Below are 25,493 nucleotides of genomic sequence, written 5' to 3' on the forward strand. Positions count from 1 at the left end.
GGTGCCGCGGGCGCGGCGCAGTGCCTGACGGACAGCCCGGACGACGCTAAGCGGGCCGGCTTTCGATCCTCAAACGGAACCGGGGTTTTGTAGTACATCCCACAGACCAGATGGGCAGGCTCTGCCCCAATCCGGACATCCGGGCGGATCGTTGTGCGGCTGCCGGGCCGGGCAGCCGTCCAACGCAAGGGGCCCTGACGACCCGTCGGCCGTCAGGGCCCCCCGCGCGCGGGACGTTCCGCCGCCGCGGCGCTACTCGGCCGTCACCACGGTGACGTCACCGATGCCGAGCGCCTCGACCGGCGCCTTGATCCGGGCCGCGTCGCCGACGAGGACGGTCACCAGGCGGTCCACCGGGAAGGCGTTGATGACCGCCGCGGTGGCCTCCACCGTGCCGGTGGCGGCGAGCTGCTGATACAGCGTCGCCTGGAAGTCGTCGGGCAGGTGCTGCTCGACCTGCTCGGCGAGGGTGCTCGCGACGGCCGCGGCCGTCTCGTACTTCAGCGGTGCCACCCCGACGAGGTTCTGCACGGCGACGTCCCGCTCGGCGTCCGTCAGGCCGTCCGCCGCGAGCGTGCGCAGCACCGTCCACAGGTCCTGGAGGGCGGGACCGGTGTTCGGGGTGTCCACCGAGCCGCTGATGGCGAGCATCGCGGCCCCGGTGCCCTCCGGCGAGGAGCGCAGGACCTGGCCGAAGGCGCGCACGCCGTAGGTGTAGCCCTTCTCCTCGCGCAGGACGCGGTCCAGGCGGGAGGTGAGGGTGCCGCCGAGGCAGTAGGTGCCGAGCACCTGCGCCGGCCACACGCGGTCGTGCCGGTCGGCACCGATGCGGCCGATGAGCAGCTGCGTCTGGACCGCGCCGGGCCGGTCGACGATGACCACGCGCCCGGTGTCGTCGGCGGTCACGGGCGGCACGGGCCGCGGCTCGCCCGGGGTGCCGGTCCAGGCGCCCAGGGTGCCGGCGAGCAGATCGTCCAGGTCGGTGCCGGTGAGGTCGCCGACGACGACCACGGTGGCGGTGGCGGGCCGCACGTGGCGGTCGTAGAAGGCGCGTACGGCCGCCGCGTCGATCTTCTCGACGGTCTCCTCGGTGCCCTGGCGCGGGCGCGACATGCGCGAGGTGGCCGGGAACAGCTCCTTGGAGAGCTCCTTGGCGGCGCGGCGGGCGGGGTTGGCCAGCTCGTGCGGGATCTCGTCCAGGCGGTTGCGGACCAGCCGCTCCACCTCGCTCTCGGCGAAGGCGGGCGCGCGCAGCGCGTCGGCGAGCAGGCCGAGGCCCTTGGCCAGGCGGGAGGCGGGCACCTCCAGGCTGATGCGGACACCGGGGTGGTCGGCGTGCGCGTCCAGCGTGGCGCCGGCCCGCTCCAGCTCGGCCGCGAACTCCTCGGCGGAGTGCTTGTCGGTGCCCTCGGAGAAGGCCCGCGCCATGATCGTGCCGACGCCGTCCAGGCCGGCCGGCTCGGCGTCCAGGGGGGCGTCCAGCAGCACCTCGACGGCGACGACCTGCTGGCCGGGGCGGTGGCAGCGCAGCACGGTCAGGCCGTTGTCCAGCGTGCCGCGCTCGGGGGCGGGGAAGGCCCAGGGCCTGGCCTCCCCCGGCTGCGGCTGGGGGTGGAAGTCCATGGTGGCGAGCTCGGTCACTTGGCCGTCTCCTCGTTCTCGTTGCCGGCCTCTACGGTCGCTTCGTGCTCCGGGTCCTCGGGGACGTCGGCGTCCTGGACGGTCTCCGGGGACTTCGGCTCGTAGACGAGGACCGCGCGGTTGTCGGGGCGCAGACGGGCCTTGGCGACCTCCTGGACCTCCTCGGGGGTCACCTCCAGGACGCGCTGGACGGCGGTCAGGGCGAGCTGCGGGTCGCCGAACAGGACGGCGTACCGGCACAGTTCGTCGGCGCGGCCGGCGACCGTGCCGAGCCGGTCCAGCCACTCGCGCTCGAGCTGGGCCTGGGCGCGCTCCATCTCCTCCGGCGTGGGGCCCTCCTCGGCGAACCGGGCCAGCTCCTCGTCGATGGCGGTCTCGATGACCGGCACCTCGACGTCACCGGAGGTCTTCACGTCCAGCCAGCCCAGGGACGGCGCGCCGGCCAGCCGCAGCAGCCCGAAGCCGGCCGCGACGGCCGTACGGTCGCGGCGCACCAGCCGGTTGTACAGCCGGGAGGACTCGCCGCCGCCGAGGACGGTCAGGGCCAGGTCGGCCGCGTCGCACGCGCGCGTGCCGTCCTCCGGGAGCCGGTAGGCGGCCATCAGGGCGCGCGCCGGGACCTCTTCGACGACGACCTCGCGCAGCTGCTCGCCGATGACCTCCGGCAGCGAGCCGTCGCGGGGCGCGGGCTTGCCGTCGTGGGACTCGATCGAGCCGAAGTACTTCTCGATCCAGGCGAGGGTCTGCACGGGGTCGATGTCGCCGACCACGGAGAGCACCGCGTTGTTGGGCGCGTAGTAGGTGCGGAAGAACTGGCGCGCGTCCTCCAGGGTGGCCGCGTCCAGGTCCGCCATCGAGCCGATCGGCGTGTGGTGGTAGGGGTGGCCCTCCGGGTAGGCGAGGGCGGTCAGCCTCTCGAAGGCGGTGCCGTAGGGCACGTTGTCGTAGCGCTGGCGGCGCTCGTTCTTGACCACGTCCCGCTGGTTCTCCATGGACTCGTCGTCCAGGGCGGTCAGCAGGGAGCCCATGCGGTCGGCCTCCAGCCAGAGGGCGAGCTCCAGCTGGTGGGCGGGCATGGTCTCGAAGTAGTTGGTGCGCTCGAAGCTGGTGGTGCCGTTGAGCGAGCCGCCGGCGCCCTGCACCAGCTCGAAGTGGCCGTTGCCCCGCACCTGCGCCGAGCCCTGGAACATCAGGTGCTCGAAGAGGTGAGCCAGGCCGGTACGCCCCTTGACCTCGTGGCGGGAGCCGACGTCGTACCAGAGGCAGACCGCCGCCACCGGGGTCAGGTGGTCCTCGGAGAGCACCACGCGCAGACCGTTGGCCAGCCGGTGCTCGGTCGCTGTCAGGCCCCCGGAGCCTGCCTCGGCTGTGGTCGTGTGACCCATGGGCATGTACGTCCCTTCGCGAGCGGACGCGGTCGTCGAAACCGCGGTCTTCCTGCCGTTCCTGCCACTGTATGCACAGCGTGCGGGGCCTCGGCGAAGTTCCCGCCGGACGTACGCCCACAGCGGATCGCGTAGCCTGCGTCAGGCGTACCCGAGGAGGCCTTCCGGCAACCGGGGCGGGCCGCGGACACCGGGTCGCGGCCAGGTTGTCAGTGCCGCGGTCCACAATGGTCCGCGTCAGATCCGTCAACAGCTTCAGCGAGAGCGAGTCCGGGGGCGCGCGCCCCCTCGGCGAGCGACCAGATCAGAAGGAGCCGGCAGCGATGGCCCGCCGCAGCACGAAGACCCCGCCTCCCGACGACCCGTACGAGGAGAGAATCCTCGACATCGACGTCGTGGACGAGATGCGTGGCTCCTACCTCGAGTACGCGTACTCGGTCATCTACTCGCGCGCCCTGCCGGACGCCCGCGACGGCCTGAAGCCGGTGCACCGCCGGATCGTCTACCAGATGAACGAGATGGGCCTGCGCCCCGACCGCGGCTACGTCAAGTGCGCCCGCGTCGTCGGCGAGGTCATGGGCAAGCTGCACCCGCACGGCGACGCGTCGATCTACGACGCGCTGGTGCGCATGGCGCAGCCCTTCTCCATGCGCGTGCCGCTGGTCGACGGCCACGGCAACTTCGGCTCGCTGGGCAACGACGACCCGCCGGCCGCCATGCGGTACACCGAGTGCCGGATGGCCGAGGCGACGAGCCTGATGACCGAGTCCATCGACGAGGACACGGTCGACTTCGCGCCCAACTACGACGGCCAGGAGCAGGAGCCGGTGGCGCTGCCCGCCGCCTTCCCGAACCTGCTGGTGAACGGCTCCTCGGGCATCGCGGTCGGCATGGCGACGAACATGCCGCCGCACAACCTGCGCGAGGTCGTCACCGCCGCCCGCCACCTGATCCGGTACCCGAACGCGGACCTGGACGCGCTGATGAAGCACGTCCCGGGACCCGACCTGCCCACCGGCGGCCGGATCGTCGGCCTGGACGGCATCCGGGACGCGTACGCGACGGGCCGCGGCACGTTCAAGATGCGCGCCACGGTCACGATCGAGACGGTGACCGCACGCCGCAAGGGCCTCGTCGTCACCGAACTGCCGTTCACGGTCGGTCCGGAGAAGGTGATCGCCAAGATCAAGGACCTGGTCAACGGCAAGAAGGTCCAGGGCATCGCCGACGTCAAGGACCTCACCGACCGCGAGCACGGCCTGCGCCTGGTCATCGAGATCAAGAACGGCTTCGTGCCGGAGGCGATCCTGGAGCAGCTGTACAAGCTGACGCCCATGGAGGAGTCCTTCGGCATCAACAACGTGGCCCTGGTCGACGGCCAGCCGCTCACCCTCGGCCTGAAGGAGCTGCTGGAGGTCTACCTCGACCACCGCTTCGAGGTGGTCCGGCGCCGCAGCGAGTACCGCCGCGGCAGGAGGCGGGACCGGCTGCACCTGGTGGAGGGCCTGCTCACCGCGCTGGTCGACATCGACGAGGTCATCCGGCTGATCCGGTCCAGCGAGAACTCCGCGCAGGCCAAGGAGCGCCTGATGCGGCGGTTCTCGCTGAGCGAGGTCCAGACGCAGTACATCCTCGACACGCCGCTGCGCCGGCTCACGAAGTACGACCGCATCGAGCTGGAGGCGGAGAAGGACAAGCTCACCGCGGAGATCGCGGAGCTGACCCGGATCCTGGAGTCCGACGCGGAGCTGCGCAAGCTGGTCTCGGCCGAACTGGCCGCGGTGGCCAAGAAGTTCGGCACCGACCGGCGCACGGTCCTGCTGGAGTCCGCGGGCGCCCCGGTGGCCGCCGTGCCGCTGCAGGTGGCCGACGACCCGTGCCGGGTGATGCTGTCCTCGACGGGTCTGCTGGCCCGTACGGCGACCGACGAGCCGTTCGCCGAGGAGGCGGGCGCCAAGCGCGTCAAGCACGACGTGATCGTCTCGGCGGTCCCGGCGACCGCGCGGGGCGTGATCGGCGCGGTGACCTCGGCCGGCCGGCTGCTGCGGATCAACGTGGTCGACCTGCCGCAGCTGCCCGAGTCGGCCTCGGCGAACCTCTCCGGAGGAGCTCCGCTGGCGGAGTTCGTCTCCCTGGAGGACGACGAGACGGTGGTGTGCCTGAGCACGCTGGACGAGTCGTCGCCCGGCCTGGCGCTCGGCACCGAGCAGGGCATCGTCAAGCGCGTGGTGCCCGACTACCCGTCCAACAAGGAGGAGTTGGAGGTCATCACCCTCAAGGAGGGCGACCGGATCGTCGGCGCGGTGGAGCTGCGCACCGGCGAGGAGGACCTGGTGTTCATCACGGACGACGCGCAGCTGCTGCGTTTCCAGGCCTCCGCGGTGCGCCCGCAGGGCCGTCCGGCGGGCGGTGTGGCGGGCATCAAGCTCGGCGAGGGTGCGAAGGTCATCTCCTTCACGGCGGTCGACCCGGCCGTCGACGCGGTGGTCTTCACGGTGGCCGGCTCGCGCGGCACGCTGGACGACTCCGTGCAGACCACGGCCAAGCTGACCCCGTTCGACCAGTACCCGCGCAAGGGCCGGGCCACCGGCGGGGTGCGCTGCCAGCGGTTCCTGAAGGGCGAGGACTGCCTGTCGCTGGGCTGGGCGGGCCCCGTGCCGGCCCGGGCGGCGCAGAAGAACGGCACCCCGGTGCAGCTGCCGGAGCTCGACCCGCGCCGCGACGGCTCGGGCACCTCGCTGCCGAAGACGGTGGCCGTGGTCGCGGGACCGGTGCTCTAGGGCTCGTACGCCTCGGGTCCGTAGGTCCCGGGCTCGTCCTCGGTGCCCTGGACGTAGCGCAGGACGCCCCACATGCCGTGCTCGTCGGCGTGCGGGGCGTCGTTCCCGCACGCCTGGAGCTCCTTGGCGAGGCCGTCCGCGTCGATGCCGGACCCGATCAGCACGAGCTGGCTGAGGCGGGCACCGGCGGCCGGCCAGGGCTCGGGGTAGAAGCGCAGGAACCGGCCGACGGCGTGGACGGCGTACCGGTTGCGGGGGTCGTACGGCCCGAAGTCGACGTACCCCTTGATCCGGTACAGGCCCTCGGGGCGGCCGTCCAGGAAGCGCATCAGCCGGCGGGGTTCCAGGGGCGCCTCGGCGGTGAAGGAGAGGCTGTCGTAGCCGGTGTGCAGGTGCCCGGCGTGCTCCCGGTCGTCACCGGGCTCGTGCAGGTCGTCGAAGGACAGTTGGCCGATGCGTTCCTCACCCGGCCTGCAGTCGAAGAGGATCTCGGGGTCGATGCGGCCGTAGGTGGCGGGGACGACGGCCGCCCGGTCGGTGAGCGAGCGGACGAGGCCGAGGACGCGGCCGGCGTCGGCGGCCCGGTCCAGCTTGTTGACCACGACCAGGTCGGCCAGGGCCAGGTGCCGGTCGATCTCCGGGTGCCGGGCGCGGGTGTCGTCGATCTCGGCGGCGTCGACGACCTCGACGAGGCCGCCGTAGACGATCCCCGGATGTTCGCTGGCCAGCACCATCCGTACCAGTTCCTGCGGCTCGGCGAGCCCGCTGGCCTCGATGACGATGACGTCGATGCCGGTTTCGGGCGCGGCGAGCCGGTCGAGGTACAGGTCGAGTTCGCTCGTGTCCACGGCACAGCACAGGCAGCCGTTGCCGAGCGAGACGGTCGAGTCGCCGAGGGCGCCGGCGACGGCCATCGCGTCGATCTCGATGGCCCCGAAGTCGTTGACGATCGCTCCGATGCGGCTGCCTCCGCTGCGGTGCAGGAGGTGGTTGAGGAGCGTGGTCTTCCCGGAGCCGAGGAATCCGGCGAGGACGACGACCGGGATCTGGTGCGGGGTAGGCGTGTTGCCCAAGGGGCGGCCCTCTCGTGCGCGGCTGTCTGCCGGACCAGGATAGGAACTCCCGGGTCGTCCCGGCGGCCGGCCTCCGCCTCACGCGGGTACGGGGACCGGTGCCGGCACGGGCGCCGGCGCCTGGGGGCCGACGTAGCGGGCCACCGGGCGGATGATCTTCGAATCCTCGGCCTGCTCCAGGATGTTGGCGCTCCAGCCCACGACCCGCGCCGCCGCGAAGGTGGGCGTGAACATCTCGCGGGGCAGGCCGCAGAGTTCCATGACCACGCCCGCGTAGTACTCGACGTTGGTGTGCAGTTCGCGGCCCGGCTTGAGCTCGGCGAGGATCGCCTCGACCTGGCGCTCGACCTGGACGGCGAGGTCGACGCGCGGTCCGCCGAAGCCGAGCGCGATCTCGCGGAGCATGCGGGAACGGGGGTCCTCGGTGCGGTAGACGGGGTGGCCGAAGCCCATGATGCGGTCCCCGGCGAGCACCCGTTCCCGGATCCAGGCGTCGGTCCGGTCCGGCGTTCCGATCGCGTCCAGGGTGTCGAGGGCGCGGCTGGGCGCGCCGCCGTGCAGCGGTCCGGACAGCGCTCCCACCGCGCCGGTCAGGCAGGCGGCCACGTCGGCGCCGGTGGACGCGATGACCCGCGCGGTGAAGGTGGACGCGTTGAATCCGTGGTCGATGGTGGAGATCAGGTATTGCTCGACCGCTCGGGCCTGCCGGGGGTCCGGTTCCTCACCGGTGAGCATGTACAGGTAGTCGGCCGCGTGGGAGAGGTCCTCGCGCGGCTCCACCGGGTCGAGTCCGCGGCCGAGCCGGTACAGGGCGGTGAGCAGGGTCGGTACGGCGGCGCAGGCGGCGAGGGCGTCCGCGCGGCGCCGGCCGGCGTCGATGTCGTACACCGGCCGGAAGCCCTTCGCGGCGCCGAGCAGCGAGAGCGCCGTACGCATCCCGGCCAGCGGTCCGGAGGTCCGGCTCGCGGCGGCGATGGCGGGCAGGGCCGCGCGGACCTCGTCGGGCAGCCGGCGCAGCGCCGCGGTCTCGGCGGTGAAGGCGGCCCGGCGGTCGGGGCCGGGCAGCTCGCCGTGGAGCAGGAGGTGCCAGACGTCCTCGAAGCCGCGGGTCCGGGCGAGTTCGACGGCCGAGTACTGGCGGTAGTGGTAGAAGCCCTCCGTTCCCCGGACGTCTCCCACCTCGGTGTCGGTGACGACGACCCCCGCGAGACCGCGCGGCACGTCGACGCGGGGTGCGGTCCTGTTGATGCCCATGGTGAGCTCCTCGCTGGACTTGATCTGACGTGACTCGACTGTCCATGATGGATCAAATGACTGTCAATGTTGATTAAATCAATCTATAGACGTCAAGGTGTCCTGAGGCCGCTACGGTGACCCCATGCGCGATCACGAACCCGTTCCCGGCAGCTCCGGGCACAGGCTGACCACCAGGGAGACCGCCGAGGCGCTCGGCGTGAAGCCGGAGACGGTGTACGCCTACGTGAGCCGCGGCCTGCTCACCAGCAGACGGGAGCCCGGCGGCCGCGCCAGCACCTTCGACGCGGCGGAGGTCGACGCCCTCGCCCGCCGCAACCGGCGGGAGGCGGCGGGAACCCCGGGCTCCGGCGCGGACCTGTCCGTGCGGACCCGGCTCACGCTGATCGACGACGACCGGTACTACTTCCGGGGCGTCGACGCCACCGAGCTGGCCGTCCGCCACTCCTACGAGGAGGTCGCGGAGTGGCTGTGGACCGGCCGGCTGACCCCGGGCGTGACCTTCACCGCGCCCGAGGCCTCCGTCACGGTCGCCCGCCGGGCCGTGGACGCCCTGCCCGAGCACACCTCCCCCACCGACCGGCTGCGGGTCGCGGCGATCGCCGCCGCCGCCGAGGACCCGCTGCGCTTCGACCTGTCCGAGGAGACCGTGCTCGGCACGGGGCGCACCCTCATCCCCACCCTCGTCGCGGCGCTGCCCCCGGCCCGGCCCGGCCACCGGGACACCGGCCCGCTGGCCCACCGCCTGTGGGCCCGGCTGACCGGCCGCCCCGCCGACGAGGCCTCGCTGCACGTCCTGGACACCGCCCTCGCCCTGCTCGTCGACCACGACCTGGCCGCCTCCACGCTCGCCGTCCGCGTCGCCGCCTCCGCCCGCGCGCACGCCTACGCTGCCGTCTCGGCGGGTCTCGGCGTCCTGGAGGGACCGCTGCACGGCGCCGCGAGCGGCCTGGCCCACCGGATGCTGCTCGAGGTGCTCGACCAGGGCACCGCGGTCCCGGTGATCGCGGACGAACTGCGTGCGGGACGCCGTATCCCCGGCCTCGGCCACCGGCTCTACGCCGGCGAAGACCCGCGCGCGCGGGTGCTGTTCGGCCTCCTGGAGCAGGTCCCGCGCGCGGAGCCCGCCCTGCTCGCGGCGCGGGACGTCGTCGCCACGACCGCCCGGCACGCCCCGCTGCACGCCAACGTCGACCTGGCCCTGGCCGTGTTCACCGCCTCCAGCGGCATGCCCGCCACGGCCGGTGAGACGATCTTCGCCGTCGCCCGGACGGCGGGCTGGATCGCCCACGCCCTGGAGGAGTACGGCGAACGCCCGCTGCGCATGCGCCCCAGCGGTCACTACGTCGGCCCGCGTCCGCCGCAGCCCCTGCCCGGCTAGCGTCCGCCCCGGGACACGGGGACGGCCGGAAGTCACCCCGGGGGGAGTCAGGTTAGGCTCACCTCTGTGAGTAGGTGTGCGACCGTCTCCCGGCGTCTCGACGAGCCCCTTCCCGGCACGGCTGCCACGGCGACGACGTGGCTGCTGCTGGAACAGCCCGGGCCGTGGGGCGCCAAGGCGCTCACTTCCAGCCATCTCGACCCCGCCCTCGGCCGCGCCCTGGAGGCCGCCGCCGAGGGCACCGGCGTGCGCGTCGCCCTCATCCGCAGGCCCGGCCGCCACGCCGATCCCGGACGGCCCGAGCTGCGGCAGGTGTACGCGGCCCACACCGTGCCGGGCAACGTCTGGCTGCACGGCGCCACCACCCGCGATCCGCGCCGGCTGCTCGGCCTCGACTTCGCCGCTCTCGGCGCGGGCGACCACCGGACCTTCGGCGCCGCGCTCGAGGGCCGCCCGCACACGGGCGACCCGCTCGCGCTCGTGTGCACCAACGGCAAGCGCGACCGCTGCTGCGCCCTGCTGGGCCGTCCCCTCGCCGGTGAACTGGCGGCGTCCGGGGTGCGCGGCGTCTGGGAGGTCACCCATCTGGGTGGTCACCGCTTCTCACCGACCGTGCTGGTCCTGCCGTACGGGTATGCGTACGGCCGCGCGGAGGCGCACACCGTCAAGGAAGCCCTCCACGGGGCGCGCGAGGGGCGCGTGCTGGTCGAGGGGTGCCGCGGCTGCTCGGCGTGGGACCGGCCCGGTCAGGCGGCCGAACTGGCCGTGCGCGAGGCGGCGGGCGAGTACCGGGCGGGTGCGCTGAGCGTCGTACGGACCGAGGGCCGGGCCCAGCTGTGGGAGGTCGTTGTCGCGCACGCCGACGGGCGCCGCTGGAGCGTCACGGTGGCCCAGGGCGCCTCGCTCCCGCCGCGCCCGGAGAGCTGCGGCGCGGCGGTGCTCGGCACTCCGGCGCGGATGGACGTGGTCGCCCTGCGCCAACTGGGGACACCGGCGCTGGCGAGCTGAACCGGGCTTCCCCCGGCGCCGCCGGCGAGCCGGCCGGGAGATCCACGCCACACCCGCTACGGCGGCACCCCGCGGCCCACGTACCGTCGTGGGCATGAGCCCCACTCCCCCCGCACGCCGCCTGCGCCTGGGTCTGCCGCGGCGGATGTTCTCGCAGGTGCTGCTGATGCAACTGGCGATCGCCGCGGGAGTGGCGGTGCTCGCCACCGGGCTGTTCCTGGCGCCGCTGAGCAAACAGCTGGACCAGGAGGCGATGCGCCGCGCGCTGGCCATCGCGCAGACCACGGCCCAGGACCCGCGGATCGCCGAGGGCGTCCTGACCACCCCGCCGACCCGGGACGGCCCGGTGCAGAAGGAGGCCGAGCGGATCCGGCACGCCACGAACGCCGAGTACATCGTGGTGCTCGACCGGCACAAGATCCGCTGGTCGCACCCCACGCTCAGCGAGATCGGCCACCAGGTCTCCACCAGCCCCAAGGAGGCGCTCGCCGGCAACCAGGTCATGGAGATCGACAAGGGCACGCTGGGCCGTTCCGCGCGCGGCAAGGTGCCGCTGTACGACGCCGATCACCGGATCGTCGGTGCGGTGTCGGTCGGTATCGCGTACGACAGTGTGCGCGCCCGGCTGATCAGCGCGATACCGGGGCTGTTCGCCTACGCGGGCGGTGCGCTCGCGGTGGGCGCGCTGGCCGCCTGGCTGGTCTCCCGGCGGGTGCAGCGGCAGACCCGGGACCTGGCCTTCTCGGACATCTCGGCGCTGCTCGCCGAGCGCGAGGCGATGCTGCACGGCATCCGTGAGGGCGTGGTCGCCCTCGACCGCGGGGGCCGCATCCGGCTGCTGAACGACGAGGCGCGGCGGCTGCTGGGGATCGGCGACGAGGCGGTCGGCCTGGCGCCGGACGAGGCGCTGGGCGAGGGCCGCACGACGGACGTCCTGGCCGGCCGGGTGACGGGGACCGACCTGCTGACCGTGCGCGGCCACCGGGTGCTGGTCGCCAACCGCATGCCCACGGACGACGGCGGCGCCGTGGCCACCCTGCGCGACCGCACCGAACTGGAGCGGCTGGGCCGCGAACTCGACTCCACGCACGGCCTGATCGACGCCCTGCGCGCCCAGGACCACGAGCACGCCAACCGCATGCACACCCTGCTCGGCCTGCTGGAGCTGGAGATGTACGACGACGCCGTGGAGTTCGTCGGCGAGGTCGTCGGGGACCACCGGGTCACCGCCGAGCAGGTCACCGAGAAGATCCAGGACCCGCTGCTGGCCGCCCTGCTGGTCGGCAAGGCGACCGTGGCGGCGGAGCGGGGCGTCGCGCTGTGGGTGTCGGAACGCACGTGGCTGCCGGACCGGCTGATCGACCCCCGGGGTCTGGTCACGGTCGTGGGCAACCTGGTGGACAACGCGCTGGACGCGGTCGCGGCGACTCCGCACGCGCGCGTGGAGGTCGAGTTGCGCGCCGACGGCCCCGCGGTCGTCCTGAGGGTGCGTGACACCGGGCCCGGCATCCCCGCGGACCAACGGGAGTTGATCTTCACGGAGGGCTGGTCCACCAAGAAGCCGCCCGCGCACGGCAAACGCGGCCTGGGGCTGTCGCTGGTACGGCGGCTGGCCGAACGGCAGGGCGGCAGCGCGTCGGTGGGCACGGCGGACGGCGGGGGCGCTGAGTTCACCGTCGTCCTGCCCGAGGCGCTGGCCGGGGCGGAGCCGGGGGGCGGCGGGGAGTCCCCGGAGCCCGCCGTCGCCGCCGAGGAGGAGGCGCGGTGATCGAGGTGCTGGTCGTGGACGACGACACCCGGGTCGCCCGGGTCAACGCCGCCTACGTCGGGAAGGTGCCCGGCTTCCACGTGGCCGGTGAGGCCCACACCGCGGCCGAGGCGCTGCGCCGGCTGGAGGCTCTGCCGCGGCTCGACCTGGTCCTCATGGACCACTACCTGCCGGACGGCACCGGGCTGGCGGTGGTGCGGGAGATGCGCCGGCGGGGCCGGCAGACCGACGTGATCATGGTGACGGCCGCGCGGGACGTGTCGACCGTGCAGGCGGCCATGCGGCACGGCGCGCTGCAGTACCTGGTGAAGCCGTTCGCCTTCGCCGGGCTGCGGGCCAGGCTGGAGGCGTACGCCGACCTGCGCCGTACCCTCGACGGCGGCGGCGAGGCCGAACAGGCCGAGGTGGACCGCATCTTCGGCGCCCTGTCGGCGCCGGTGCGGCCGGGGCTGCCCAGGGGGCACTCCCCCACCACCGCCGATCTGGTGCGCCGGGCGCTGACGGGCGCCCCGGGCCCGCTGTCCGCGCAGGAGGTCGCCGAGCGGACCGGTCTGAGCCGGCAGACCGCCCAGCGCTACCTGAAGCTGATGGAGCGCACCGGGCGGGCGCGGCTGACCCTGAAGTACGGCGACGCGGGCCGCCCGGAACACCGTTACGTGTGGGCGACCCGCGTCTGAGCGGTGGTCCGTCCTACTTGGCCGCGTCGACGAACTCCGTCGTGTACGTCTTGCTCAGGTCGACCTTGGCGTTCTTGATGTTCGGGTTGAACGCCTTGAGGACCTTCTCGACGGTCTCGGGGCCGTTGGCGGGCATCACGCCGTCCTTGGTGAACATGGGCAGCGTGCTCTTGATGGCCTGCGCGTAGAGCGTCTTGTCGCCCTGGGAGTAGTCGGCGGGCATCTTGGCCGCGATCTCGGAGGGGCTGTGGGTGGACATCCACTTGAGCGTCTTGACGAACGCGTTGACCAGCTTCTGGACGGTGTCCTTGTGCCCGTTCACCCAGTCCGTCTGCATGTACAGACTGGACGACGGGTACGGCCCGCCCAGCGCCTGCTGCGAGCCCTCAGGCGTGCGCATGTCGAGGAGGAGCTTCCCCGCCTTCTTGTCCAGGAGCGTGGCGACGGTCGGGTCGGTGGTCATGCCGGCGTCGATCGCCCCCTTCTGCATCGCGGAGATGAAGGTGGGGCCCGCGCCGACGGCGACCGGGGTGAACTCGCTGACCTTCACGCCGTTCTTGACCGCGAGGTACTTGGTCAGGAAGTCGGTCGAGGAACCGAGACCGGTGATGCCGAGCTTGCGGCCCTTGAAGTCCTTCGGCGAGGTGATGTCGCCCGCCTTCTGGGTGGAGACGACCTCCACCTCGCCGGGGGCGTGCGAGAACTGCACCACGGACTCCACCGACTTGCCCTTGGTCTGCAGGTCGAGGGTGTGGTCGTAGAAGCCGACGGCGCCCTGGACCTGCCCGGAGACGAGCGCGGTCTCGGCCTGGACACCGGCCGGCTCGCTGAGCAGTTCCACGTCGAGGCCCTCGGAGTCGAAGTAGCCGAGGCGCTGGGTGAGTATCGCCGGCATGTAGATGACCTTGTCCAGGCCACCGACCATGATCTTGACCTTCGTGCCCTTGCCGTCGCCCTTGCTGCCGGCTCCGGAGCTGCTGCTCGCCGCGTCGTTGGCGCAGGCGGTGAGGGAGGACAGGGCGAGCAGGCCGGAGACGGCGAGCGAGGCGTATCTGGCGGTCTTGCGCATGGCGGGTTCACGTCCTTGTGAGAGGGCGGTGCGGGGGAAGGGGGGTGTCTCGGAGCGCTCGGCCCGGGGCCGGCGCTGTGCGGGCCGGGCTCAGGAGTCGGAGTTCGCCGGCTTCCAGCGGAAGATGCGGTGCTCGGCGAACGTCAGCAGGCCCTCGGCGACGAGTGCGACGACCGCGAGGATGACCATCGCGGCGTAGACGCCGGCGGCGTTGAAGGTGCCCTGCGACTGGGCGACGAGCAGGCCGATGCCCTTGGTGGCGCCGATGTACTCGCCGACGATGGCGCCGATGAGGGCGAAGCCGAAGCTGACGTGGAGGCTGGTGAAGATCCAGGAGGTCGCCGACGGGATGACCACCTGAAGGGTCACCCTGCGGTCGCTGGCGCCGAGGATCCGGGCGTTGGCCACCAGGTTGCGGTCGACCTCGCGGGCGCCCTGGAAGGCGTTGAAGAACACCGGGAAGAACACCAGCACCACGGCCGACGCGATCTTGGAGGCGGAACCCAGGCCGAACCAGATCACGAAGATCGGGGCCAGCACGATCCTGGGGATCGAGTTGAGCACCTTGACGTACGGGCCGAGGACATCGGCGAGGAAGGCGATCCGCCCCAGCGCGATACCGAAGATCACACCGGCGACGACACCGATGAGCCAGCCGAACAGCGCCTCCTGCAGCGTGTACCAGATCTGCTCGCCCAGGGAGCCCTGGGCGGTCCCGTGCATCACCCAGGTGGTGATCTGGTCCCAGATCTGCGAGGGCATCGAGAAGTTGAACGGATCGATGGCCCCGGCCCGGGACAGCGTCTCCCACAGACCGAGCACGGCCACCAGGAGGACGGCCCGGGCGGCGTTGACGACCAGCTTGCGTCTGCGGGCGGCCTGGGCCCGCGACCGCGCGCGGTCCGGGACCTTCACCGTGTCGACGACCGGCGTGCTGATGACCTCAGGCGACATGCGCGGCACCTCTCTCGCGGGTGATGCGGACCTCTTCGCCGAGGGACTCCCAGATCTCGCGGTAGATCTCGATGAACCGCGGCTCCAGGCGCACGGACTCGACCTTGCGCGGGCGGGGCAGGTCGATGTCGAAGACCTGCTTCACGGTCGCGGGGCCGGCGGTCATCACGACGACCCTGTCGGCCAGCGCGATGGACTCCTCCAGGTCGTGGGTGACGAACACGACGGAGGAACCGGTGCCCTCCCACAGCTCCAGCAGCTCGTCCGACATCAGCGCCCGGGTCTGCACGTCGAGCGCCGAGAACGGCTCGTCCATGAGGAGGATCTCGGGGTCGTTGACGAAGGTGGCGGCGAGCGCGACGCGCTTGCGCTGACCGCCGGAGAGCTGGTGCGGGTAGCGGTCCTCGAAGGCGGCGAGGCCGACGCGGGCCAGCCATTCGCGGGCCTTCTCCTTGGCCTCGGCCTTGGGCACGCCACGGAAGCGCGGACCGGCCATGACGTTGGACAGGACCGTCCGCCAGGGGAAGGTGGCGTCCTGCTGGAAGACGAAACCGACCTTGTCGCCGACGCCGGCGACCGGCTCCCCGGCCACCAGCACCTCGCCCGCGGTGGGCTCCTCCAGGCCGCTGACCAGCGTCAGCGTGGTGGACTTCCCGCAGCCGGTCGGCCCGACGACGGCCACGAACTCGCCGCGCCGCACGGTCAGGTCCAGGTCGCGCACGGCCGTGTGCAGACCCCCCGACGGGGTCCTGAAGGTTTTGCTCGCGCCCCGTAGCTCGATGGCGGGGCTGGTGTCTGCGCTCATGGCCCGGGACGGTAGGTGTGGCCCCCGCCACGGCAGCAGTCTTGTGAGCACATGCGGTTCTTTTGCTCGCAAGAACCTGTTGTGCTCATTTAGCTCGCGTTACAACTGCGGAGCCGAAACACGGGCTTAACGCTCGTCGGCCTTGAAGGAGAGGCCTGATGATTGACGTCCTGGTCGTGGACGACGACTTCCGCGTCGCTGAGATAAACGCCAAGTACGTGGGGAAGGTTCCCGGTTTCCGGGTGGCCGCCCGCGCGCACAGCGCCGCCCAGGCCCTGGCCGCAGTGGAACGTGGAAGGGTCGACCTGGTCCTGCTCGACCACTACCTGCCGGACCAGACCGGCCTGGACCTCGTGCACCGCATGCGCGAGCAGGGCCACGGCACCGATGTCATCATGATCACGGCGGCCGGCGATGTGGCGACCGTCCAGCAGGCCATGCGCCTGGGCGCCCTGCACTACCTGGTCAAGCCCTTCACGTTCGCGGCCCTGCGCACCCGTCTGGACTCCTACGCGGCGCTGCGCCGCACCGTCGACCGGGTCGGCGGCCGGGGCCTGACCGGGCAGGAGCAGGTCGACCGGATCTTCGGCGCCCTGCGCACCTCCCCCGCACCGTCCGCGCCGGGCCTGCCCAGCGGGCACTCCGAGCCCACGACGGACCTGATCTGCGGCGTCCTGCACCATGCCGGCCAGCCGCTGTCGGCCCACGAGGTGGCGGCGAGGACCGGCCTGAGCCGCTCCACGGCCCAGCGCTACCTGCGCCACCTGGAACAGGCGGGCCGCCTCCGCCTCTCCCTGAAGTACGGCGACACCGGCCGCCCGGAACACCGCTACGCCTGGGTGGCGCCCTAGAACCCGGTGCGGGTCGCGGGCGCCCCCGGCTAGACGGCTCCCGCCCCGGTCAGTGACCGCACCTCGGTCTCCGCGTACTTGGCCTCGTCGGCGGCCTCGTCCGAGGTGACCGTGCCCAGCCAGCCGGCGAGGAAGCCCAGCGGGATGGAGACGAGGCCCGGGTTCTGCAGCGGGAAGTACTGGAAATCGACGTCGGGGAAGAACGAGCCGGGGCTGCCGGACACCACCGGGGAGAGCAGCACCAGGCCCAGGGCCGGGACCAGCCCGCCGTACACCGCCCAGACCGCGCCCCGCGTGGTGAAGGCGCGCCAGAACAGCGAGTAGAGCAGCACCGGCAGGTTCGCCGACGCGGCCACGGCGAAGGCCAGGCCCACCAGGAAGGCCACGTTGAGATCGCGGGCCAGCAGTCCCAGCGCGATGGCGGCAAGGCCGATGCCGGCCGCCGCGAAGCGCGCCACCGCGACCTCGCCGGGGCCGTCCCCGCGCGATCGCCGCAGTGACGCGTACAGGTCGTGGGCGACGGAGGCCGAGGAGGCGAGTGTGATCCCGGCGACGACCGCGAGGATCGTGGCGAAGGCGACGGCGGCGACCACCGCGAACAGCACCGTTCCCCCCGTGGAACCGGCGCCGCCGCCCAGGTCGAGGGCCAGCAGCGGTACCGCCGTGTTCCCGGCCTCGTTGGACCGGCGCACCGCCTCCGGGCCCACCACGGCGGCGGCCCCGAAGCCGAGGACGATCGCCATCAGGTAGAAGCCGCCGATCAGCCCGATCGACCACACCGCCGAACGGCGGGCCGCCCGCGCGGTCGGCACCGTGTAGAAGCGGGACAGGATGTGCGGCAGCCCCGCCGTGCCCAGCACCAGCGCGACACCGAGGCTGATGAAGTCGAGCCGGGCGGTCCAGCTTCCGCCGTACTTCAGTCCCGGCGCCAGGAACGCCTCCCCGTGGCCGCTGCGCTGCGCCGCCGTGATGAGCAGCCGGTCGACGTCGCCGTGGAACCGCACCATGACCAGCACCGTCAGCGCGACCGTCCCGCTGAGCAGCAGGACCGCCTTGACGATCTGGATCCAGGTGGTGGCCCGCATCCCTCCCAGCGTCACGTAGATCACCATCAGGGCGCCCACCCCGATGACCGTCCAGACCTGGGCCGCCCCGCTCGTCCGCCCCAGCAGCAGAGCCACCAGACTGCCGGCACCCACCATCTGCGCCACCAGGTACAGGAGGGACACCGTGACCGAGGACGTTCCCGCGGCGATCCGCACCGGCCGCTCGCTCATCCGCGCGGCCACCACGTCCGCCAAGGTGAACCGACCGACGTTGCGCACCAGTTCGGCCACCAGGAACAGCACGACCAGCCACGCCACGAGGAAGCCCACCGCGTACAGCAGCCCGTCGTAGCCGTACAGCGCGATGAGTCCGGTGACCCCGAGGAAGGAAGCGGCCGACACGTAGTCACCCGTAACGGCAAAACCATTCTCCATCGGGGAGAACAACCGCCCGCCGGCGTAGAACTCCTCCGCCGAACCGCGCCGTCTGCGGCTCACCCACGTCGTGATCCCCAGCGTGACGGCGACGAATCCGCTGAACAGCAGCAGAGACAGCGTCTGGTGAGCACCGGTCACAAGGCACCTCCCTGGGCTCCGCGTGCCAGTTCCTGGGTGTCCCAGCGCAGCTCCAGCGCGGCCCGGTCCCGGCGCAGCCGCGCATGCCGGGCGTAGGCCCAGGTGAGGAGGAAGGTCGTGAGGAACTGCCCCAGCCCCGCCAGCATCGCCACGTTCACCGCTCCTGCCACCGGCCGTGCCATCAGCCGGGGCGCGGCCGTGGCGGCGACCACGTACGCCACGTACCAGGCGAGGAAGCCGGCGACGCCGGGCACCACGAACCTCCGGTAGCGGCTGCGCACCTCCTGGAAGGCCGCACTGCGCTGCACTTCGACGTAGATGTCGCGTGCGCGTATGCCCGTTCCCTCGTGCTCCCCGCGTGCCGCCGGTACGGTCCGTGCCGGTGTGCCCGCACCGGCCGGCTCGCCCCAGCCGGAGGCCTGCACGTCGTACCAGGGGTCCTCGTACCTCATGTCGTGGGAGGCCGCGCCGTCGTGTTCCCGGCGGCCGGCCGGACTCTCGGGACCGTCCCCGGTTCCCCGGGGACGACCATCGCTTGGATGCATGCCCAAGGATGGACAGACCGGAAGTTCTCCGACTCTTCTTCCCCGGCCTCTTCACCCCATCAGGTGACTCACTCCGCCGGCGGTCTCACCAGCCCCTTCGCATAGGCGTACCGCACCGCCTGCGCCCGGTCCTTGAGGCCCGTCTTGGCGAAGAGGTTGTTGATGTGGGTCTTCACGGTCGCCGTGGAGACATGCAGCCTGCGGGCGATCTCCTGGTTGCTGAGCCCCTCGGCGATCAGCACCAGGACCTCGGACTCCCGCGCGGTCAGCCCATCGGGCGCCTCGGTGGGCGCCGGTCTGGGCTTGGGCTCCGACAGTCTCTCCAGCAGCCGGCGCTGGACGCTCGGCGACAGCCCGGCGTCGCCCGACAGGACGCTCTCCACCGCCCGCACGATCTCGTCGCCGCCCGCGTCCTTGGTCAGATAGCCGCGGGCTCCCGCGTGCAGCGCGGGGAACAGGGACTCGTCGTCCGCGTACGTGGTGAGCACCACGACCTGGGTCCCCGGGTAGGCGGACCGGATCCGCCGGGTGGCCTCCACACCGTCGCACCGGGGCATCCGCAGGTCCATCAGGACGACGTCGGGCGCGAGTTCCTCCACCAGCCGCACGGCCTCCTCGCCGTCCCCGGCGGAACCGACGACCTCCACACCGGGCAGCAGACCGAGCAGCATCACGATCCCCTCCCGCACCACGGTCTGGTCGTCGGCGACCACCACCCGAGCGGGCTTCCTGTCCCCCTCCGACTCCGTCATGCGGGTACCTTCAACGTCACCACGAACCCCTCCTCGTCCGGCCGGGCGTCCAGCGAGCCGCCCAGGAGTTCGGCGCGCTCTCGCATCCCGAGCAGACCGTACCCGCCGCCGACGCCCGTCAGTTCGCCCGGCCGACCGCCCGAGTCCCGCACGTCCAGCGTCACTTCGCGCTCGCCGTAGTCGAGCCGCAACCGCACCCTGGCGCCCAGGGCGTGCTTGCGGACATTGGTCAGCGCCTCCTGCGCCACCCGCCGCACCGCCTGCGACGCCTCGGCCGGCAGGGGCCTGCGCTCACCCGTGACGGTGACCTCCGCGCCGTCGTCCGCGCTGACGAGCTCGGCCAGGAACTCCTCCAGCGGGGTCAGCTCGCCACGCAGTGCGGACAGCGCCTGCCGGGTCTCCGCGAGACCGTCGCGGGCCATGCCCCGGGCGGCCACCACCCGCTCCAGGATCCGCTCCCGGTCGGCGCCGCGCTCGATCAGCAGCCGGGCCGCCTCCAGGTGCACCAGTTGCGCCGAGAGGCTGTGCGCCAGCACGTCGTGGATCTCCCTTGCGATCCTCGCCCGCTCGGCCAGCGCGGCCGACTCCGCCTCGGCGGCCCGCGCGGCCCGCTCCTGGGCGAGCAGCCGCTGCGCGCTGCCCCGGGCCTCCGCGTCCAGCCGCAGGACGTAGCCGGCGAGTGCCATGCCCGCCACCGTGGCGGCCGTGGTCAGCCACACGTCCTTGTTGAACGCCGAGTACGAGGCCAGCGCCACCGATGTCACCGGGAGGGCCGCTCCTAGGGGCAGCCGCTCCAGTGCGGTGATCCCGCAGCCGCACCAGATCACCAGGGCCGGCACTGCGAACCCGGTGGCCTGGGCGAGGACCGCGAAGGCCAGGAGCACGCCGATGAGCGCCAGGGAGGGCACCAGCCGGTGCTCGTAGGTGGTGCGGAAGAACGCCCAGGACACCGCACCGGCCAGCAGGACGCCCCCGGCGGCGGCGAGCGTGCCCCGGACACCGACGTGTCTCTGGGCGAAGGTGCTCCACAGGAGCATGGCGAGCACCAGCGCCCTGACGGCCCAGGTGAGCAGGCGCCGGGACCGGGTGGTCCCCTCGCGGCCGAGCGCCTCGCGCGACGGCCAGCGCGTCCAGGCGGTCTCCTTCACACGCGCTCCTTCCACGCAAGCCGCGCGCCGTCACCGTACGCCGGGGCCGGGCTGCCCGCGGACCCGAAGGACTGCGCACGCCAGGCCAGGATCCCGGCACGGACCAGCAGGGTGACGGCGAGGCCGAGCAGCAGGGCCGAGCTGTGCTGGTGCACGCCGCACGCGGCGCCGAGGGCGAAGACGCCGACTCTCAGGGCTATACCGACGAGCCATACGACGACGCCGGCCCTGGTGCTGGCGGCCCACACGGCACCGTCCGGCGCCGTCCAGACGCGGCTGGTCCAGGCCCATCCGGCGCCCGTGGCGAGGCCGATGAGCACTTCCACGCCGAGCAGCGCGGCGGATCCGGTGCGGTGGTGGGGGTCGAGTATGCCGGACTGGCCGAATGCCACCGCGGTGAGGACGGCGGGCGCCAGCCACCAGCGACGGTCGGTGTCGATCGCACGGGCACGGAACTGGCGCACGATCACCAGGGCGACGAGCGCCCCGATCATCAGCGTGTGGACGAGCCCGGGCATCGCATCCTCCGTGAGCGAGAAGGTCGTGTCGGGAGCGCGTGCTGCCGACGCCTTCGAAGTTACGGAAACGCGCAGGTCAGGAGATCGGAGCTGGGGTGGACAGCGGGTGGATTCCGTCGGCCCGCCGATCTCCACCCGGGGGTGGAGAGGCCTGCGGGGAGGCATGAGGGGCGGTGCCCGCCGTGGTGGGGCCTGGAGGTGAGTCCGGTGGGCAGGACGGTCGCGCGGGCGTCGGGGCATCGGGGCATCGCGCCTCGCCCGGCCGGCCCTCGAAGGCGGCGCCTCGCGGGCGCCTCACCAGCCGGCACCCCTCGCTGCCGACCGGACCCCTCACCGCCGACCGGTCCGCTCGCGCCGCGAGCGGACCGGTCGGCCAGGGGCCGCAGCCACACGCGGCGGCTACGCGTCGATGCGCGACCGGTCGAGGGTCGCCGCCGAGCTGGAGATGAACTCCTTGCGCGGCGCGACGTCGTTGCCCATGAGCAGGTCGAAGACCTGTTCGGCGGCCTCCAGATCGGAGAGGTTGATGCGGCGCAGGGTGCGGTGGCGCGGGTCCATCGTGGTCTCGGCCAGCTGGTCGGCGTCCATCTCGCCCAGGCCCTTGTAGCGCTGGATCGAGTCCTTGTACCGGACGCCCTTGCTCTCGAACTCCATGAGCTTGTCGCGCAGCTCGCGGTCGGAGTACGTGTAGACGTACTTGTCCTGGCCCTTCCTCGGCTGGACCAGCTCGATGCGGTGCAGCGGCGGCACCGCGGCGAAGACGCGCCCCGCCTCGACCATGGGCCGCATGTAGCGCTGGAACAGCGTCAGCAGCAGGCAGCGGATGTGGGAGCCGTCCACATCGGCGTCGGTCATCATGATGATCTTGCCGTAGCGGGCCTGGTCGATGTCGAAGGTGCGCCCCGAGCCCGCTCCTATGACCTGGATGATCGCGCCGCACTCGGCGTTCTTGAGCATGTCGGTCACGGACGACCGCTGCACGTTGAGGATCTTGCCCCGGATCGGCAGCAGCGCCTGGAACTCGGAGTTCCGCGCGAGCTTCGCCGTACCCAGCGCGGAGTCCCCCTCGACGATGAACAGCTCGCTGCGGTCGACGTCGTCACTGCGGCAGTCCGCGAGCTTGGCGGGCAGGGACGAGGACTCCAGGGCGGTCTTGCGCCGCTGGGCGTCCTTGTGCTGGCGGGCCGCGACGCGCGTGCGGGCGGCCGCGACCACCTTCTCCATGACGACGCGCGCCTGCGCGGCGGCGTCACGCTTGGTGCTGGTCAGGAACGCCTTGAGTTCCTTGCTGATCACGTTGAACACGATGCGGCGGGCCGCCGAGGTGCCGAGCACCTCCTTGGTCTGGCCTTCGAACTGCGGCTCGGCCAGGCGCACGGTGACGACCGCGGTCAGGCCCTCGAGAGCGTCGTCCTTGACGATGTCGTCCTCGGCGACCCGGAGCAGCTTCTTGGCGCGCACCGCCTCGAGCAGCGTCTTGGTGACGGCCTGCTCGAAGCCGGCCACGTGCGTGCCGCCCTTGGGCGTGGCGATGATGTTGACGAAGGAGCGCAGGGTGGTGTCGTAGCCGGTGCCCCAGCGCATGGCGACGTCCACCCCCAGCTCGCGGGTTACCTCGGTGGGGGTCATCTGCCCGTGCTCGTCCAGGACCGGGACGGTCTCCTTGAAGGTGCCCTGCCCCGAGAAGCGGAGGACGTCGCAGACCGCCCTGTCCTTCGCCAGGTACTCGCAGAACTCGCTGATGCCTCCGTCGAAGCGGAAGGACTCCTCGCCCTTGCTGCCGCCCTCGCCGAGCCCCACCTCGTCGCGGACGACGATGGTCAGTCCGGGCACCAGGAAGGCGGTCTGCCGGGCGCGCTGGTGCAGCGTCTCCAGGGAGAGCTTGGCGTCCTTGAGGAAGATCTGCCGGTCCGCCCAGTACCGCACACGCGTGCCGGTGCGGCTCTTGGGGATCTTCTTGGCCTTGGCGAGCCCGCTCGCGGCCTCGAACTTCGCGTCCGGCCCGTACCCCCGGAAGGCACCCGGCACACCGCGCCGGAAGCTGATGGCGTGGGTGTGGCCACTGCGGTCCACCTCCACGTCGAGACGGGCGGAGAGCGCGTTGACCACGGAGGCGCCCACGCCGTGCAGACCGCCGGAGGCGGCGTACGAGCCGCCTCCGAACTTGCCGCCGGCGTGCAGCTTGGTCATGACGACCTCGACACCGGACAGCCCGGTCTTGGGCTCCACGTCCACGGGGATGCCGCGGCCGTTGTCCCGCACCTCGACGGAGCCGTCGTCGTGGAGGATCACCTCGATGTGGTCGCAGTACCCGCCGAGGGCCTCGTCCACGGAGTTGTCGATGATCTCCCACAGGCAGTGCATCAGACCGCGGCTGTCGGTCGAGCCGATGTACATGCCCGGGCGCTTGCGCACGGCCTCGAGGCCCTCGAGGACGAGCAGGTGCCGCGCGGTGTAGTTGGAACCGTCCCGGTCTGCTCCTGCCAGCAGCGCTGTGGACGGCACGGACGTATCGGCGGTCACGCGGTTCGCTCCTCGCTGAATTTCAGGTGGCCCCCTGATGGGTAAGGGGGCGGCTTCGGTCGCCGCTCAGAGGGTACCGAGGCCTGGTAGAGCCGGTGTAACGCCACCCTCGTCGGGAAACCGAGACTAGTCCAGGATCGTATACACGTTCGATCCCTCGTTGGAGTGAAGTACACATCACGTTCCCTTGGAGGCATGAACCATTTAGGCTCCGGGCACGTCCTCCTGAACAAACCGGCACCCAGCCGGGGAGGACCGAGACCCACAGACCGCGCGAAACCGTAAGCACACAAGAGACGCACTACGGCACATTCGCCGCCAACCGGCAGCAGACAGTCGACCCGGAAAGATTTTTTCGAGGAAAAGCCACGAGCGGGAACGTTTTCGGGCTGGTTGGATGTTGACCCTGGTACGACAGCTCGTCGAGCTAGAGAAGAGGCGACGTGACTACTGTTCTGACCCCCGCGAGCCCGTTGACGGCCGCCGATCGCTGCGACCGCTGCGGCGCCCAGGCATACCTGCGCGTCGTCCTGCTCAGCGGCGGAGAACTGCTCTTCTGCGCCCACCACGGCCGCAAGTTCGAGCCGGAACTCAAGAAGATCGCCGCTGAGATACAGGACGAGACGGAGCGGCTGACGTCCGCTCCCGGCAGCACTGCCGACGAAGAGCGCTGAATCTCGCACCACGACGAGCCAGCCCCGGCACAGGCCGGTGAACGGGCGGCCGTTCCTCCCGAGGAGCGGCCGCCCGTGCTCATGCCCCGCTGCGGGGCCTCAGGAGCTCCTGTGGGGCTCTTCGGGCCCCTGCACGGCCCGCCCGAGGGTGCGCAGCACTTCGGACACCCGTGTGTAGACACCCGGGCTGCCGGGTCGCCCGCAGCCGTTCCCCCAGGAGACGAGGCCGATCAGGCGCCCTGAGGCCACCAGAGGGCCTCCGCTGTCGCCCTGGCAGGCGTCCGGTCCGCCCGCGGCCTCTCCGGCGCAGAGCATGGAACCCGCCTGGTAGGTGCCGTCAGGCCCGCCCGGGTAGGCGCGTGTGCACGCGGCGTCGTCCAGCACGCGGACGTGGGCGGCGTGGAGCCGGCGCGCATAGGCACCGTCACCGGTGGTGTCCCCCCAGCCCGAGACCATGGCCTGAGTACCGGGCGTGTACGCCGCGTCACCCGCGGGTGCCATGGGCACGACAGCGCTCTGCGGCAACGGCGCGCCCAGGGTGAGCACGGCGAAGTCCCCGGTGTTGGCGTCGGCGTCGTACCCCGGATTGACCCGGACGTCCTTTACGGCGATCTCCTCGCCGTCGCCCGCGAGCAGGTCCGTGCGCCCGGCTATGACCCGGAGATCGGGTAGACGGTCCGGCGGCGCGCCGAGCACGTCCTCGGCCATGCAGTGGGCCGCGGTGAGCACGGTGGTCCGGGTGACGGCGACCCCGCCGCAGAACTGACCCGCCCGCGTACCCCCGAACCGGTCACGGCTGGACAGCGCAACGGTCCACGGGGCCTCGGACACGTCTATCGGGAAGCCCCCGACGACCACGCCGCCGGCGGCCGACGGAGCCGCCCCGACGAGGGGTATGGCGGTGATGGTGGCCGCCATGACCAGCGGCCGGATCAGTGCGCGGGCAACGGTACGACGCATGCAGACTCCTCACTCAGGGGTCGTACTGGGACACCCAGAGTCATCCACCCCACGCCTGCGCGCAGCACGAAGGCCCGGCCCCCGCGAGGGGGCCGGGCCTTCGCC

The 25,493-nt window shown here is 72.1% G+C and carries 21 protein-coding genes; 7 read left to right on the forward strand and 14 right to left on the reverse strand.

All coding sequences use genetic code 11. From position 1 onward, the window contains the following. Positions 1-252: 252 nt before the first annotated feature. Both AQJ66_RS30005 and AQJ66_RS30010 read right to left on the reverse strand, forming a co-directional pair. On the reverse strand, positions 253-1,641 hold the full coding sequence (locus tag AQJ66_RS30005; RefSeq protein WP_061928234.1) for a M16 family metallopeptidase: 1,389 nt from the start codon (positions 1,639-1,641) through the stop codon (positions 253-255). Continuing rightward, on the reverse strand, positions 1,638-3,032 hold the full coding sequence (locus AQJ66_RS30010; protein WP_061928235.1) for a M16 family metallopeptidase: 1,395 nt from the start codon (positions 3,030-3,032) through the stop codon (positions 1,638-1,640). The genes AQJ66_RS30005 and AQJ66_RS30010 overlap by 4 nt, the downstream gene beginning before the upstream one ends. A 317-nt stretch (positions 3,033-3,349) precedes the next feature. Here AQJ66_RS30010 and AQJ66_RS30015 point away from each other — a divergent pair, with 317 nt between their 5' ends. Continuing rightward, positions 3,350-5,806, forward strand: coding sequence for a DNA gyrase/topoisomerase IV subunit A (locus AQJ66_RS30015; RefSeq protein ID WP_061928236.1), 2,457 nt, complete (start codon positions 3,350-3,352; stop codon positions 5,804-5,806). Here AQJ66_RS30015 and AQJ66_RS30020 read toward each other — a convergent pair. Beyond that, positions 5,803-6,879: a CobW family GTP-binding protein gene (locus tag AQJ66_RS30020; protein WP_061928237.1), complete on the reverse strand. Its 1,077-nt coding sequence runs from the start codon at positions 6,877-6,879 to the stop codon at positions 5,803-5,805. The two genes, AQJ66_RS30015 and AQJ66_RS30020, sit on opposite strands and share 4 nt — an antisense overlap. Before the next feature lie 78 nt (positions 6,880-6,957). Further along, positions 6,958-8,133, reverse strand: coding sequence for a citrate synthase/methylcitrate synthase (locus AQJ66_RS30025; protein WP_061928238.1), 1,176 nt, complete (start codon positions 8,131-8,133; stop codon positions 6,958-6,960). 124 nt (positions 8,134-8,257) lie between these two features. Between AQJ66_RS30025 and AQJ66_RS30030 the strand changes: the two genes are divergently transcribed. The 4 genes from AQJ66_RS30030 to AQJ66_RS30045 all read left to right on the forward strand — a co-directional run bounded on the left by AQJ66_RS30030 (position 8,258) and on the right by AQJ66_RS30045 (position 12,967). Beyond that, the gene (locus AQJ66_RS30030; RefSeq protein WP_061928239.1) at positions 8,258-9,514 is read left to right on the forward strand and encodes a citrate synthase; all 1,257 of its coding nucleotides are present in this window, start codon (positions 8,258-8,260) and stop codon (positions 9,512-9,514) included. 66 nt (positions 9,515-9,580) lie between these two features. Further along, positions 9,581-10,522 (forward strand): sucrase ferredoxin, encoded by a 942-nt coding sequence (locus tag AQJ66_RS30035; RefSeq protein WP_061928240.1) that lies wholly within the window; start codon positions 9,581-9,583, stop codon positions 10,520-10,522. 94 nt (positions 10,523-10,616) lie between these two features. Beyond that, complete coding sequence (locus AQJ66_RS30040; RefSeq protein ID WP_107119094.1) at positions 10,617-12,290, forward strand: sensor histidine kinase; 1,674 nt, start codon at positions 10,617-10,619, stop codon at positions 12,288-12,290. Then, entirely contained in the window at positions 12,287-12,967 is a 681-nt protein-coding gene (locus AQJ66_RS30045; RefSeq protein ID WP_061928241.1) for a response regulator, read from the forward strand. Before AQJ66_RS30040 ends, AQJ66_RS30045 begins: the two co-directional genes overlap by 4 nt. A gap of 13 nt (positions 12,968-12,980) precedes the next feature. Here AQJ66_RS30045 and AQJ66_RS30050 read toward each other — a convergent pair whose 3' ends face one another. From AQJ66_RS30050 to AQJ66_RS30060, 3 genes are all read right to left on the reverse strand, one after another. Further along, the gene (locus tag AQJ66_RS30050) at positions 12,981-14,036 is read right to left on the reverse strand and encodes an ABC transporter substrate-binding protein (RefSeq protein ID WP_061928242.1); all 1,056 of its coding nucleotides are present in this window, start codon (positions 14,034-14,036) and stop codon (positions 12,981-12,983) included. A 90-nt stretch (positions 14,037-14,126) separates the two neighbouring features. Beyond that, entirely contained in the window at positions 14,127-14,990 is an 864-nt protein-coding gene (locus AQJ66_RS30055) for an ABC transporter permease (protein WP_061928243.1), read from the reverse strand. Beyond that, positions 14,980-15,795 (reverse strand): ABC transporter ATP-binding protein, encoded by an 816-nt coding sequence (locus AQJ66_RS30060; protein WP_061928244.1) that lies wholly within the window; start codon positions 15,793-15,795, stop codon positions 14,980-14,982. The genes AQJ66_RS30055 and AQJ66_RS30060 overlap by 11 nt, the downstream gene beginning before the upstream one ends. A 158-nt stretch (positions 15,796-15,953) precedes the next feature. Between AQJ66_RS30060 and AQJ66_RS30065 the strand changes: the two genes are divergently transcribed. After that, entirely contained in the window at positions 15,954-16,646 is a 693-nt protein-coding gene (locus AQJ66_RS30065) for a response regulator (protein WP_061928245.1), read from the forward strand. 29 nt (positions 16,647-16,675) lie between these two features. Here the strand turns inward: AQJ66_RS30065 and AQJ66_RS30070 are convergent, their stop codons facing one another. From AQJ66_RS30070 to AQJ66_RS30095, 6 genes are all read right to left on the reverse strand, one after another. Beyond that, positions 16,676-18,268 (reverse strand): solute symporter family protein, encoded by a 1,593-nt coding sequence (locus AQJ66_RS30070; protein WP_061928246.1) that lies wholly within the window; start codon positions 18,266-18,268, stop codon positions 16,676-16,678. Beyond that, positions 18,265-18,813, reverse strand: coding sequence for a DUF485 domain-containing protein (locus tag AQJ66_RS30075; RefSeq protein WP_208611486.1), 549 nt, complete (start codon positions 18,811-18,813; stop codon positions 18,265-18,267). The genes AQJ66_RS30070 and AQJ66_RS30075 overlap by 4 nt, the downstream gene beginning before the upstream one ends. A 68-nt stretch (positions 18,814-18,881) precedes the next feature. Then, a complete protein-coding gene (locus tag AQJ66_RS30080) occupies positions 18,882-19,565 on the reverse strand; it encodes a response regulator transcription factor (protein WP_061928248.1) in 684 nt (227 codons plus the stop codon). Then, positions 19,562-20,713, reverse strand: a complete 1,152-nt coding sequence (locus AQJ66_RS30085; RefSeq protein WP_061928249.1) for a histidine kinase — start codon at positions 20,711-20,713, stop codon at positions 19,562-19,564. Before AQJ66_RS30085 ends, AQJ66_RS30080 begins: the two co-directional genes overlap by 4 nt. Further along, positions 20,710-21,231: a DUF1453 family protein gene (locus AQJ66_RS30090; RefSeq protein ID WP_061928250.1), complete on the reverse strand. Its 522-nt coding sequence runs from the start codon at positions 21,229-21,231 to the stop codon at positions 20,710-20,712. Before AQJ66_RS30090 ends, AQJ66_RS30085 begins: the two co-directional genes overlap by 4 nt. Before the next feature lie 399 nt (positions 21,232-21,630). Next, positions 21,631-23,754, reverse strand: a complete 2,124-nt coding sequence (locus AQJ66_RS30095; RefSeq protein WP_061928251.1) for a DNA gyrase/topoisomerase IV subunit B — start codon at positions 23,752-23,754, stop codon at positions 21,631-21,633. Positions 23,755-24,197: 443 nt separating this feature from the next. Between AQJ66_RS30095 and AQJ66_RS30100 the strand changes: the two genes are divergently transcribed. Beyond that, a complete protein-coding gene (locus AQJ66_RS30100; protein ID WP_061928252.1) occupies positions 24,198-24,428 on the forward strand; it encodes a DUF7455 domain-containing protein in 231 nt (76 codons plus the stop codon). 99 nt (positions 24,429-24,527) lie between these two features. Here AQJ66_RS30100 and AQJ66_RS30105 read toward each other — a convergent pair whose 3' ends face one another. Beyond that, positions 24,528-25,388, reverse strand: a complete 861-nt coding sequence (locus tag AQJ66_RS30105; RefSeq protein WP_061928253.1) for a serine protease — start codon at positions 25,386-25,388, stop codon at positions 24,528-24,530. Positions 25,389-25,493: the final 105 nt, after the last annotated feature.

Source organism: Streptomyces bungoensis (assembly GCF_001514215.1).
GTDB classification, from domain to species: domain Bacteria; phylum Actinomycetota; class Actinomycetes; order Streptomycetales; family Streptomycetaceae; genus Streptomyces; species Streptomyces bungoensis.